At 66.2% G+C, this 12,850-nt stretch carries 8 protein-coding genes; 3 read left to right on the top strand and 5 right to left on the bottom strand.

Annotated features, from left to right (window positions below):
- Positions 1-136 precede the first annotated feature (136 nt).
- Positions 137-949 (bottom strand): endonuclease/exonuclease/phosphatase family protein, encoded by an 813-nt coding sequence (locus ACYOEI_RS06900; protein ID WP_462848635.1) that lies wholly within the window; start codon positions 947-949, stop codon positions 137-139.
- 377 nt (positions 950-1,326) lie between these two features.
- Here ACYOEI_RS06900 and ACYOEI_RS06895 point away from each other — a divergent pair, with 377 nt between their 5' ends.
- Positions 1,327-1,926 (top strand): helix-turn-helix domain-containing protein, encoded by a 600-nt coding sequence (locus ACYOEI_RS06895; RefSeq protein WP_462848634.1) that lies wholly within the window; start codon positions 1,327-1,329, stop codon positions 1,924-1,926.
- Positions 1,927-1,928: 2 nt separating this feature from the next.
- Positions 1,929-2,462 carry a GNAT family N-acetyltransferase gene (locus ACYOEI_RS06890; RefSeq protein WP_462848633.1) on the top strand — a complete coding sequence of 178 codons (534 nt, stop codon included), beginning with the start codon at positions 1,929-1,931 and terminating at the stop codon, positions 2,460-2,462.
- 69 nt (positions 2,463-2,531) lie between these two features.
- On the opposite strand, the gene ACYOEI_RS06885 is transcribed toward ACYOEI_RS06890, so the two are convergent.
- The 4 genes from ACYOEI_RS06885 to ACYOEI_RS06870 form a co-directional block, all read right to left on the bottom strand.
- The gene (locus tag ACYOEI_RS06885) at positions 2,532-4,667 is read right to left on the bottom strand and encodes a HEAT repeat domain-containing protein (protein WP_462848631.1); all 2,136 of its coding nucleotides are present in this window, start codon (positions 4,665-4,667) and stop codon (positions 2,532-2,534) included.
- 267 nt (positions 4,668-4,934) lie between these two features.
- Positions 4,935-6,098: a M56 family metallopeptidase gene (locus ACYOEI_RS06880; protein WP_462848630.1), complete on the bottom strand. Its 1,164-nt coding sequence runs from the start codon at positions 6,096-6,098 to the stop codon at positions 4,935-4,937.
- A complete protein-coding gene (locus ACYOEI_RS06875; RefSeq protein ID WP_462848629.1) occupies positions 6,095-6,532 on the bottom strand; it encodes a BlaI/MecI/CopY family transcriptional regulator in 438 nt (145 codons plus the stop codon). Before ACYOEI_RS06875 ends, ACYOEI_RS06880 begins: the two co-directional genes overlap by 4 nt.
- Before the next feature lie 210 nt (positions 6,533-6,742).
- Positions 6,743-7,525, bottom strand: coding sequence for a DUF1559 family PulG-like putative transporter (locus ACYOEI_RS06870; RefSeq protein ID WP_462848628.1), 783 nt, complete (start codon positions 7,523-7,525; stop codon positions 6,743-6,745).
- Positions 7,526-7,943: 418 nt separating this feature from the next.
- Here ACYOEI_RS06870 and ACYOEI_RS06865 point away from each other — a divergent pair, with 418 nt between their 5' ends.
- Complete coding sequence (locus ACYOEI_RS06865; protein ID WP_462848627.1) at positions 7,944-12,665, top strand: MBG domain-containing protein; 4,722 nt, start codon at positions 7,944-7,946, stop codon at positions 12,663-12,665.
- The last annotated feature ends 185 nt before the right edge of the window (positions 12,666-12,850 follow it).

Here is a 12,850-nt window from a genome sequence, read left to right as displayed (position 1 = left end):
CGACTGGCGCATCATAACTGGACCAATGGGACATTGGTGGCCCTTGGCATCGTCGACCCTGGGCGGTGTCGCCATGATTTCTTAGGATCGCCTGCGTGGAACTCCGAGGGAATGCGCCACGCGATACATCCTTGGCTCAGATTTCGGTAGGGAAGGAGAAGTCCGCCACGACAGGATAGTGGTCCGAGGCGTGGAGCACCGCACTCGGCCCCCGGATGACTGAGCAGCCCATCAGGGCATTTCTCATCGGCTGATTTGCCAAGAGATAATCAAGTCGCGTGTTTGGAGTGGGGGGAGGGAGCGTGAATCCTTCATCCTCGGGATTCATGAGTCGGTAGCAGTCGAACAGTCCCGACGCCAAATAGGCGTTCATCGAGAAGTGGTAAACGCGGTTGCCTTGGGCGAGGAGGATCAGCTTGAGCCAGGCCGGCATCGTGCCGGTTCGAACTCGGTCGCCGGGGGCGACGGCGTTGAAGTCCCCGGCGATCAGGAGCGGTTCGTCCGCGTATTGCCGGCAATGGCGGATGACACGGCGGGCTTCCCCGAGTCGCCAGGCTTCGCAGAGGATTCCCAGGTTCGGCATGGGATGGACGCCGATGAGCCGGAAGGTCCGGCCGGGCGCGTACTCGATCGAGGCGTCGATGACGTTTCGCCAGATCGGCGGCGACGGATGGAAGCTTCGGGGGTTCCGGATCGGGAATCGACTGAGGAGGGCAACGCGATGACTTGCATTGCTCGAGCCAAGGTAGTGGTCCATCTCCAACGCCCGGCCGAGCGAGTGCATGAAGCCTTCGGTATCGACCTCCTGGAGTACGACCACCTCGGGCCGTGCGGCCTCGATGACCTGCCGGATGAGATCCTCGCGGCCGTTCCCGCCGTTGGGGATGTTGTAGGTCATCACACGAATCGTCGTCGATTCCGAGGTGGATTCGTGTGTTCTTTTCTTCATGTTTAAGAAGATCCAATCGGGATCGGTCGGGTCAACTTCCCGATGGCGTTCGAGCGGATATCGTCCGATTCGCTGCTCTCCACATTGCAAGCCCGAAGCGCGAGCGAGTGGATTTTTTCCGATGTCCAGCGATCGCGATCCGATTTAACAGAGGTTGTAACTATTGTGATGTCTGGATTAAACGTTGTGAGCCAACCGTCGCCCGTGTGGACAAGAAACCGACTCCTCCTGCCAAATCCTGGCCTCTCCCCGATCCTGGAGTGTTCGCTCTCGCCGGGATCCTGGCGTCGTGAATTTGGGCGTCCGTCGTAGGTGACCTGTTGGGTTTAGGGTCACGTCTTGACAGATTGTCCAATATTCTGGAAACATTGTCCAGTATGGAGGACACGCCGACCGACATCAATCGACGCATCGCCGACCGAGTGCGAGAGCTCCGCGCGGGCCTCGCTCTTTCCTTGGAGGGGTTGTCCGAACGGTCGGGGGTGAGTCGTTCGATGCTCTCGCTGATCGAGCGGGGCGAGAGTAGTCCGACGGCGGTCGTCCTCGAGAAGGTCGCGTCGGCGCTGGGGGTGACTCTCGCGCTGTTCTTCGATCGAGGAGCGGAGTCGACTGGAGATGTGTCTTGTCCGTTGGTGAGGCGGGAGGACCAGCCGGTCTGGCAGGATCCCGAGTCGGGCTATGTCCGTCGCAACGTCTCGCCGCCGGGGATTCCTCAGCCGATGCGGATCGTCGAGGTCCGTTTTCCCCCCGGCGGCCGCGTGGCGTTCGAAACGTCCGTGCGCGACCGGCGGGTGTTCCAGCAGGTCTGGCTCCTCGACGGAACGATCGAGGTCACGATCGGCGAGGAACGGCACCAGCTCCGGCCGGGCGATTGCCTCGCGATGGAGCTCGACCGGCCGACGATGTTCTTCAATCCCTCGCGAAAGGCTGCGCGTTATGCCGTGGTCGTCGTCGAGGAGCCCCTTCCGAAGAGGTGAGGATGGCGTCGAAATGGTCACTCCGCCGCCCGACCGCGGCCGACGACGTGCCGGTCGGTCAACTCTCCGACGTCCTGATCGACTGCGTCGAAGGGGACGCCTCGGTGAGCTTCATGCACCCGCTCACACGAGAACGTGCCGACGCGTTCTGGCGACGCGTGGCGCAAGGCGTCGGGGCCGGCGAACGCGCCTTGCTGGTCGCGGAGGATGAGCTTGGAGTCTGCGGCACCGTGCAACTCGTACTCGAACAACCCGAAAACCAACCCCACCGCGCCGATCTGTCGAAGATGCTGGTGCATCGCCGAGCCCGCCGCCGAGGCCTCGGGGCCGCGTTGATGCGGGCCGCCGAAGATCTGGCCCTCGACTGCGGCAAGACGCTCCTGGTCCTCGACGCCGTCACCGACGGCGATGCCGCCAGGCTCTACGAACGTCTGGGTTGGATCCGCGTGGGCGAGGTCCCTGGCTTCGCACTCTTCCCGCGCGGGGGGCTTTGCGGGACGACGTTCTACTATCGCGAGCTCGGCGGGCGGTCCTGAGGCCGTTTCGCCAGTCGTGTCTCTCCCGACACCCGTTATTTAAGAAAATCACGGGTGTCGGGACCTGTTTCAGTGCTCGTGAGGCGACCCGTTGGCGATGGTGAGCTCGACGTCGGCGAGGAGCGGGGTCCCCTCGAGGTTGGCGTCTCGGGCCACCTGGGCGAGGGTCACCTTGAGGCGCGCGTCGTCGAGGACGACGAGGGCTCGGAGGGCCGCCTGGCGGGCGGGGAGGGAGGCGTCGGAGTCGGCCAGGAGGGCGTTGAGCCGCTCGCGGACGACGGGATCGTTCACGCCGGGGAGGGCGAGGAGCTTCACCGAGGCGCGAACGCCCGCGATGACGACAGCTTCGCGGCGGGATGCCAGGGCGTCCCGGACGCTCGGGAGGGCCTCGGGCGTCCCGAGGTCGCCCAGGGCGATCAAGGCGGAGTCGGCCAGGGGATCGCCGGGGGTGCGTGCGAGCCCCAGGAGCTTCGGGACGATGTCCCGCTGGCCGAGGCGGGCCAGGGCCCGGAACGCGGCGGCGTTCCAGGCGAGGTCGTTGCTGGTCTGCCAGATCCTCCGGAGCTCGGGGATCGCCCTCGGATCGCCCGTGGCGGCGACGGCGGCGACGGCCTCTTCGCGGAGCGAGGGCTGCGAGAGGTGCTCGAGGGCCTGGGAATACCCTTCGCCGAAACCGTGGCGGCCGAGGAAGGCGATGACCCTCAGTTTGCGAGCCACGTCCGCCTCCTCATCGAGGTGGGGCCAGAGCGCGCTCGCCGACTCGTCGGTGCCGATCCTCCGGAGCGCCTCCATGGCAAATGCTCGGATCTGCCACTGTCGAGGGTCGAGGAGTCTCTCCAACGCGGGGCCGAGCCGGGAGTCGGCGGCCTTCATACAGGCCTTCACGAAGGCGAGGGTCTCCGAAGCGTTCAAGGGCTGATTCCAAACCTCCAGGAGCGCCGGGCCAGCATCCACGCGCGGGAGCTCGCCGAGCAGGCCGATCTCGAGCGTGACGTCGAGCCCCGCGGCACGCTTCCTCGAGATCCTGGCCCGGATGAATTCTCCTCCCTTCGTGGCATCGAGGCGTCCGAGGGCCCGCCCGGCCTCTTCCTGGACTTCGGCGGGTGCGTCGAGCCGAAGCGATTCATAGGAGTGGATGACCTCCTCTTTCGCCCCGGCCGAAGCAATCTTGCCTAGTAGGCGAAGCCTCGCGGCCAACTCCGTGAAGCTCGAGGACGGTGATTCTGAGCCCAGCCAGAGCTTTGCCGAGGGCGTGCGGTCGAGGGCCGGCGCGCCCGCCGCGCCGAGGGCATCGATCATGGCGACTCGGACGGCGATGTTCGCGCCCGGTTTGTTGAGCTCCGAGGCGAGGGCGTGCGCGGCGTCGAGCTGCAATCGGCTCGGTTCCGTCGGCGTTTGGGGTTCGCCCTTGAGAACCTTGGCCCAGGGGATCGCGTCCAGGAGCGACGCCAGCGTCCTCGCCGCGACCTCTCGCAGGTCCAGAGAGATGGCATTCAGGTGGGGGAGGACCGCCTGGACGATCTCGGGATCCCGGGCCGCGAGCGAGCTTCGGCGTTGGAGCGATAGCAGGAGCGGCCCCGCGTCGCGCCCCTTGGCCGCCTTGAGCCCGTCGCGGAGGAGCGCGACCCGCTCCACGCGGTTTCGCTTGCGGGCCATGTCGATCAGGATGTCGACGGCCTCGAGCAGCGGGTCGTCCTTGTCCGTGAGCCGGGGGATCGACTGGCCGAGCGTCGGGGCACCGTTGCAGTTGAAGTAGTTCAGCCCCTGGCGGCCGAGAGTGACCAACATGAGTTGGCCGACCTTGAGTCGCTCCGAGCCCTCGGCGAAACGGTAGATTCCGAGGTCCTGCCCGGTCATCAACAACTCGCTGCGGGCGAAGATCCCCTTCAGGACCCGCACCGGCTCGAACCGGAACTGCTGCGTGACCTCGACGTTCTGCCCCCCTCGGACGATCTTCGTCTCGGTGACGTCGACGAGCCGGACCGCGAGCACCAACTCCGCCTGGGCGAGCGACGGCTCGAGGTCGAGGACCTCAGGACGGTTCGGCGGCGGGACTTCCGGCTTGGCCATCGCGCCGGGGAATAAAAAGTTGGCCTCCCGTTCTCCATCGATGATCGGAAACGGGCCCACGAACTGCGCCGTGGCTTGGTTGGTGATCGACGGAGCGAGCCAGGCTGCCGCGGTGATGATGAGGATCAAGCTCATCTCACGCCTCTCACGGCGATCGGGCGTCGACCCGTGCCTCAGACGGTCGAATCGATAAAACATCGCTCACGCCTCCGGAGGGCAAGAGTTATGGTAGACGATCCCCAACCCCTCAACGAGACCACGCCCGCCGAGGGCTCGGCTCAAATGGGAATACGTCGTCACGCTAAATTCGTGTAGGGTGGGCATTGCCCACGATGTCTCACGGATTACCATGCCTGATGGTGCTGGTGGGCGGCACCCACCCTACGGGAATGCTTCCCACCCTCATTTCTCGCAGCGACAATCCGAGTCGAATTCGCCCGACATCGAAGGAGTCCGGCTCCTCAAAGGATCAACTATGTGAACATGGGGCACGCTTCGCGACGTGAGTGGGCCTCGGTCGGAGGCCCCGAGGAGAAGTCGGGCGGATCCGCTCGATGACGCCAGCGTCAGGGCCGTGATGATCGCCAACGAGGCCAGGCGGATCCCTTTGCGCCAGGATCCGGGGCAGGACGGCTCGATGTGGAAGTCATGATCGAGGAGAAGCGCAATGCGCCTCGCCAACGCCGAGGCGCGTCCCCCGAGTCCGAGCGAGGGGAGGATGGCGTCGTGTCCACTCAAGTTCCCGGTGCGAGACCAGTCCACCAGAGCCTCAGCATAGGCGATCCGCCCCTCATTCGCCGCGGCTTCGGCGTCGGCGAGCGCCTCCTGATCGGCCCGGATTCGTCGGCGGAGCGCGACGTAAAGCGGGTGGGCGAACAGGAGCGGGAGCAAGAGTCGGCCCATGGCGAGCAGGCGGAGGTCGCCGTTGCGGACATGGGCCCACTCGTGGGCGAGCGCAGCCTCGATTCGGCCGAGGGGTTCCTGTTCGACGAACCGCGCCGGCAGGACGATCGAAGGCCGGAAGTGTCCGACGGCCATCGGGTGGCGGGCCCTCGTCGACAGGAGGAGGTGGGGCCGGCGGTGGTCCTCGCCGACGATTCGGTCGAGGATCGCCTCGATCGCATCGGGTGCTTCGCACGCCCGGCCGACGAGCCCCGCCGAGGCCATGGCCCCGAGCGCCAGCCATGCCGTCATCGCCGCGGATCCCGCGGCGAACAGGACGAGTACGGCGGAAATCCGGGCGTCCTCCCGGTTCGTCGTCGTGGCCGGCATCGGCGACGGTTCGGGGCAGCACAAGACGATCGAGGGTCGACTTCGGGGCCCACCGATCGTCGCGATTCGCGGTCCCACCCCGTCCCGGTTGATCCCGAACGACCGCACGCCTCTCGCCCCGGCCGAAAGCGGGCCGAGCAAGATGAGGGAGACGATCGTGGCCCTCGCGACGGCCTGTCTCCTCGCCGGTTGCCGGGTGACGCGCATCACCGACAACGCGAGGACAAGGACGACGGTCGAAAGGAGATAGACCTCGGCCAGCCAGGCGGCGAACGGTCCGGGCCACCCGCTCATGACGCCCCTCCTTTCGACTTCGCCTTCGCCTCGCCCGCCTCCCCTTTCCCTACGGTCTCTTGCTTCGCCTCGGCGATCATCCGCTCGAGCCCTTCGAGCTCTTCGAGGCTCGGCGGCCTCGACTGGAGGGCCCGGGCGACATACTCCCCGAGCGCTCCGTCGAAGACCTGGTCGAGGAAGCCCCCGGCGAGCCTGCGGAAGACGCTGTCTCGAGGGGCCTTGGCATAGTAGTGGTACGTCTTGCCGACGGCCTCATGTCCCACGAGCCCCTTCTGCTCCATCGTCTGGAGCAAGCTCAGGACCGTCGTGTACGCCATCTCGCCGCCGTCGATCGGGCGCAACTCCCCGTAGATGTCCCGCACGGTGGCCTTGCCCCGAGCCCAGAGAACCTTCAGCGCCTCCAACTCCCGGCTTGTCGGCAATGTCTCGGGCATCTCTAGTTTCCTGCGGGCCGTTCTTTGGTTCGACGACTTTTATAGTACGGCTCGTCCCGTAGATTGCAAGCGAGGAGACCTACGAATTCCACAGGCGGCTGAGACTGTATTCGAATCAGGATGTGAGGGGGCGAGAGAGGAAGGGCCATCCCGCAGGCCCAGTTTGCGGGCCTCGGGATGGCGCGGGGCGGAGGAGGCGGAGGCTTAGGCTCACGGATAGAAGCTGGGGACGGTCAGGAGCTGTCCGCCGGGGTACATGGCGGGATAGGCGTCGGCCTTGGTCCGCGTGGTCGCGTGGCCGTCGAGGTAGAGGCAATTCGCGGTGCCGTGGCGGTCCCACGCGACCCAGTTGTCGAGGGTGTTCGTCCCCAGCCAGATGTCGTAGTCGTCCTGCCTCGGCTCGGCGTTCGGATCCGTGCCCATGAACGTGCCGTTCCGCTCGTTGAAGGCGATGAAGTTCGAGGTCCCGATCTCATTTTGGAACCTCGGGAACGTCCAGCGCCCGTACCGCTGGGTCTTGTGGCTCAGGAGCGAGTTCATCAGGTAACTCGTCCGGTTCGTGATCCCGTCCGGCTTGTTGGTGTCCGCGTCGATATAGGGCTTCACGACCGAGACGTCCGAGAGGCAGCGGAAGATCTTCTCGTCGGCGACCTGCGTGCCCCCGTTTGCGATCGCGTCGTTGGCGTACGCCGGGTTCACGTAGGGCATGATCTTGTCTTCCCAGTAGATCTCCGCGAACGAGTCGGCGGCGTCGACCTGCGAATTGACGTCGGCCAGGAACGGGTGGTGGAGGAAGAACTGCCCGTTCCAGTCGTCGAAGTACTGCATGACCCCGAGCCCGATCTGGTGGAGGTGGCTCTGGCAGTCCATCCGCCTCGCCGCCTCGCGCGCCCCCTGCACCGCCGGTAAAAGAAGTCCCACCAATACCGCGATCACCGCGACCACGACCAGCAGCTCGATCAGGGTGAATCCGCCCGACGTCTGGCGCTTCATGGGGAAGTCGTCCCTTGAGAAACCGGAGAGGAACATCGCCCGTATTACGGAATTCGAAAACATATTACCGAAGGCGACGGGATACAAGAGGGCGGCGTCCCGAGGGCGGTTTTTGATCGCGAGGCTCTCGGTGGTCTCGACGACGATGGGGCGTCACGGTGGTGTCGCCGAGGGATGTCTTATTCGATTTTCGAATCCGAATGCGGATCATTGCTCGACGCGTTGTGTCTGGTAAACTGGATGGACAGGGTAAAGCGTGGCGATCCGGTTCGATGTCCCAGGGGAACGTGCGAGCGAGGGGGATTGTCCCCCGCGCGACGGGCACGCGTCCCGGGGAACGCGAGGGCGGTCCATGCTCTCCGTCGGGTTGATTGGTCTGAACTTGGGACGACACATCCGTGCTCGGGGGATCCGCCAAATGGCCGCGACGACAGGGCCTCGCCACCTCTTCCGCCGTTCCCGCCCTCGGCCGCAGCGTGTGGCCTGCCGAAGCTTGAGCGCCTGGGAGCCGCTCGAAGATCGAATCGCGCCGGCGGGGCTGGCGATCACGGTCACGACGCTGTTGGACACCGGCAACCCGTCGGGGACGACCAGCCTTCGGCAGGCGATTGTGCAGGCGGACGCGAACCCGGGCAGCACGATTTCCTTCGACTCCAGCCTATTCGCGTCGGGCCCCGGCGCGATCGCCCTCGGAAGCGCCCTGCCGGCCCTGAGCGCGAACGTGACCATCACGGGGCCGGGCGCATCGACCTTGTCTGTCCAAGGGGGAGGAGCCGCCTCGGACTTCACGATCCTCACGATCAACGCCGGGGTGACCGCGGCCATATCGGGGCTGACGATCGAGCAGGCCCATACGACGTCGACGACCTTGGGGGCCGGGATCGACAACAGCGGCTCGCTGACGCTCACGTCCGGCGCCGTCTCGGGGAACTCGGCCGAGTTCGGCGAAGGGGGCGGGATCTTCAACCACGCGGGAAACCTGACGCTCGTCGACAGCATCGTCAGCGGTAATACGGCCAGCAACGACGGCGGCGGGATCTCCAGCGTCGACGGGTCGGTGTCCTTGATCCGGAGCACGGTCTCGTACAACACCACCGGCCTCTACGGCGGCGGGATCTTCGTCCGGGGAGGGACGCTGACGCTGACGGGGAGCACGATCTCCGGGAACTCGACCTCGAACAACGGCGGCGGCCTCTTCCTCTACAACACCACGGCGACGGCGACCGCTTCGTCGATCTCCAAAAACACGGCCCAGATCGACGGTGGGGGCATCCTGAACAAGGGGACGTTGACCCTGACCGGGAGCACGCTCGACGGCAACAACGCGGGCGGCAAGGGCGGCGGTATCGAGAACCAGTTCAATGCGCTGACCCTGGTCGGCAGCACCCTGAGCGGCAATACCTCCCAGACCAGTGGAGGTGGCATCGACAACCTCTACGGCCCGGTGTCCCTGACCAATTCGACCTTGAGTGGGAACACTTCCAACGCCGGTGGCGGGATCGCCAACGCGGGCATCCTCACGCTGACGAACGTGACCCTGACGGCGAACCACTCCTACGGCGACTCCGGCGGGGCCGTGACCAACACGCGTGCCACGATCCTGTTCAACACCTTGGCCGCCGGGAACCTGATCGGCCCCGGCTCGACGACCCCAGGCGACATCCAGGGGGCGGTCGATCCGTCGAGCTCGAACAACCTGGTCGCCGTCGGCGACGCGATGACCGGCATCACCGACGGGACCCAGGGCAACCTGATCGGGACCACCGCGAACCCGATCGACGCGAGGCTCGGGTCCTTGGGGTTCAACGGCGGCCCGACCACCACGGTGGCCCTGCTGCCGGGGAGCCCGGCGATCGACGCTGGCTCCACTACGATCAACGGGGCGACGATCCCCACCACCGACCAACGAGGCGGCCAGCGAGGCCCGGCCGGCTTGAATGCGGGGAATACGGTCGACATCGGGGCGTTCGAGGCGACGTCGTCCTACCTCGTGACATCCACTGCCGACGACGATACGGTCGTGGGGACGTTGCGCTCGGGGGTCGTGTGGGCGAACCAGAGCTCTAACGCCAACCCGGCCAACAGCGCCTCCCCCGCTCCCAACACGGTCAAGTTCGACACCAACGGGCTCTTCGCGACAGCCCAGACCATTGCCTTGACGGACACCCTGGTCCTCTCGAATGCCAGCATCCCCGAGGCCATCCAGGGGCCTGGGGCGGCCTCATTGACCGTGCAAGGCGGGGGCTCGGCTTCGACGTTTGGCATCCTCGTCGTCCAGCCCAACGTGACGGCAAGCGTGTCGGGGGTGACGCTCACGGGAGGCCGGTCGAACGTCGGCGGGGCGATCGTCAACCAGGGGACCTTGACCGTCGCCTCGAGCCGGATCTCGGGAAACACCGGCACTTCGGGTGGCGGCGGGATCTATAACCACGGCACGTTCAATCTCGTCGACAGCACCGTCTCCGGGAACACCGCAACGTACAGCGGCGGTGGCATCACCAACTACCCGGCTAGCAGTACCCTGACCTTGACGAACAGCATCGTCTCGGGCAACACCGCGGGCGGGGCGGGTGGCGGTATCGAGAGCTCCGGGACGCTCATCCTGATCAACAGCACCGTCTCGGGCAATTCCACCACCGACGCGGGGGGCGGCATCATCTCCTCCGGCATCTTGACGATGAGCGGCAGTACCGTGTCGGGAAACACGAGCCGCGATCATGGTGGGGGGTTGTGGAACAGCGGGACGGCCAAGATTTGGAACAGCACTCTCTTTGGGAATACCTCGAACTACGGCGGTGCCCTGTACAACTACGCGGGATCGATTTCGCTGACGAACGTGACCATCACAGGCAACCGCGCCAACCTCAGCGCCGGCGGTGGTGTCAACGTTCGCGGCGGCACAACCTCGCTCGCCAACACGATCGTCGCGGGGAACTTCAGCGGGATCTCGGGGACGACGCCGGGCGACATCTTCGGCGCTGTCGAGTCATCGAGTGCCAATAACCTGATCGGAGACGGCGACGACCTGACCGGCATTAGCAACGGGAGCCAAGGGAATCAAATCGGTACCGCGTCGAGCCCGATCGATGCCAAGCTCGGGCCCCTGTCCGACAACGGCGGCCCGACCCTGACCGTGGCCCTCCTCCCCGGCAGCCCCGCGCTCCAGGCCGGATCAAACGCTCTAGCCGTCGATCCGACTAACGGACAGCCTCTCGCCTTCGACCAACGAGGCTCCGGCTTCCCCCGAACCATCGGCGGAACGGTCGACGTCGGGGCCTTCGAGAACCAGTCGGTCTTCGTGGTCACGACGCTCGACGTCGCCCCGGCGACCGGCGTCTACGGTGGGACGACGACGCTCACCGCGACCCTGACCGCCTCCGGCCAGGGGGTCGCCGGCCAACTCGTCGACTTCCATCTCGGCTCGACCGACCTCGGCACCGCGATGACGAACGACCAGGGGGTCGCGACTCTCTTGGACGTCTCGCTCGCCGGCATCCACGCCGGGAGCTACGCCGACGACATCCAGGCGACGTTCGCCGGGGACTCGAGCTTTGCCGGCTCGCAAGGGTCGGCCTCGCTGACGGTAACCCCCGCCGCCTTGATGATCACCGCCAACAATGCGACCAAGGTCTATGGTGCTGCGCTGCCGACGCTCTCGGCGTCGTACAGCGGTTTCGTCAACGGCGACACCTCCTCCAGCCTGACGACCCCGCCGACGCTCGGCACGACCGCCTCGGCGAGCAGCCACGTCGGGAACTACCCGATTACGGCGTCGGGCGCCGTCGACCCCGACTACACGATCACTTACGTCGCGGGCGTCCTGAGCGTCACGACGGCGTCCTTGACGATCACCGCGAATGACGCCTCCAAGGTCTATGGTGCCCCCCTCCCGGCGTTCTCGGCGTCCTACAACGGATTCGTGAACGGCGACACCTCGTCCAGCCTCACGACCCCGCCGAGCTTGACCACGACGGCCACGGCGAGCAGCCACGTCGGGACTTACCCCATCACGGCGGCCGGTGCCGTCGATCCGGATTACACCATCAGCTATGTGTCGGGTGTCCTGAGCGTCACGCCGGCCTCGCTGACGGTCACGGCGAATGACGCAACCAAGGTGTATGGTGCCGCGCTTCCGGCTCTCTCCGTGTCGTACGGCGGTTTCGTCAACGGGGACACGCCCTCGAGCCTGACCACGCCCCCGACCGTGAGCACCACGGCGACGTCGAGCAGTCATGTCGGCACCTACCCCGTCACGGCGTCGGGGGCCGTCGACCCGGATTATTCGATCACGTATGTCGCGGGAACATTGGCCGTGACTCCGGCCTCGCTCACGATCACCGCCAACTCGACGTCCAAGGTGTTTGGTGCCGCACTGCCGGCGCTCACGGCGTCGTACAGCGGTTTCGTCAACGGCGACACTCCCGCGAGCTTGACCACTCCGCCGACGCTCCATACGACCGCGACCGCGGCCAGCCACGTCGGGACCTACGCGATCACCGCGTCGGGTGCCGTCGATCCCGACTACACGATCCACTACGTCGCGGGGAACCTCCATGTCACGCCGGCCGCTCTGACGATCACGGCGAACAGCGTGACCTCGTCGTTCGGGGGTGCCGTGCCCGCGTTGACCGCGAGCTACTCGGGCTTCGTCAACGGCGACACGCCGTCGAGCTTGGCGACCGCGGCCGTCTTGAGTACGACCGCCACCAGTAACAGCCCGGCCGGGAGCTATCCGATCGTCGTGTCCGGGGCGAGTTCCGCCGACTACGCGATCACCTTCGTCAACGGTACGGCGACCGTCGGGGCCTACGTCCCGCCCGCCAACCCGGTCGCCGAGGCGGGGGCCCGTTATCTCACGACCCTCTACCGCGAAGTCCTGAACCGAGGCCCCGAGCCGCTCGGCATGTTCTACTGGCAGCGCCGCTGGCGGGCGGGCGAGGCGCGGGTTCGGATCAACCTGAGCTTCGCGAACTCGCAAGAACGCCGAGCCCTGGTGCTGGCCGGACGTCAGCCCTCGATCCCCCTGGCCGTCGCCTTCGCCGATGCCCGACGCGCGGCGTTTGCCGCGGGGGGACTCGCGTCGACCTCCCTCCCGGCCGGTCCCATGGCCCTCGGGCTCAAGGGCCATCATCGACGCTGATCCGGCTCGAGGCCACGGCGTGCGACCCGCGCCAGAGGACGGGCCGCGGGTCTCTCCGGTTCGATCCAAACCGGCGTCCGAACTGCTCCCAGAATGGGCTGAACGACGAGGCTCGTTTTTTGGTAACGTGAACGGCCCCTGGAATGCTTCCCGGGAACGTGTGCTATTGCCAAACGCAGAGGGGA

It is taken from the genome of Singulisphaera rosea (assembly GCF_054877945.1).
The sequence above is the reverse complement of the archived record's forward strand: the minus strand, read 5'-3'. Positions and strand labels throughout refer to the sequence as shown.

Bases quoted from the DNA above. Each gene is read 5' to 3' on its own strand.
- ACYOEI_RS06870 (WP_462848628.1), bottom strand. From the start codon at position 7,525: ATGAAGCGCCAGACGTCGGGCGGATTCACCCTGATCGAGCTGCTGGTC.
- ACYOEI_RS06895 (WP_462848634.1), top strand. From the start codon at position 1,327: ATGGAGGACACGCCGACCGACATCAATCGACGCATCGCCGACCGAGTG.
- ACYOEI_RS06885 (WP_462848631.1), bottom strand. From the start codon at position 4,667: ATGAGCTTGATCCTCATCATCACCGCGGCAGCCTGGCTCGCTCCGTCG.
- ACYOEI_RS06875 (WP_462848629.1), bottom strand. From the start codon at position 6,532: ATGCCCGAGACATTGCCGACAAGCCGGGAGTTGGAGGCGCTGAAGGTT.
- ACYOEI_RS06880 (WP_462848630.1), bottom strand. From the start codon at position 6,098: ATGAGCGGGTGGCCCGGACCGTTCGCCGCCTGGCTGGCCGAGGTCTAT.
- ACYOEI_RS06890 (WP_462848633.1), top strand. From the start codon at position 1,929: ATGGCGTCGAAATGGTCACTCCGCCGCCCGACCGCGGCCGACGACGTG.
- ACYOEI_RS06865 (WP_462848627.1), top strand. From the start codon at position 7,944: ATGGCCGCGACGACAGGGCCTCGCCACCTCTTCCGCCGTTCCCGCCCT.
- ACYOEI_RS06900 (WP_462848635.1), bottom strand. From the start codon at position 949: ATGAAGAAAAGAACACACGAATCCACCTCGGAATCGACGACGATTCGT.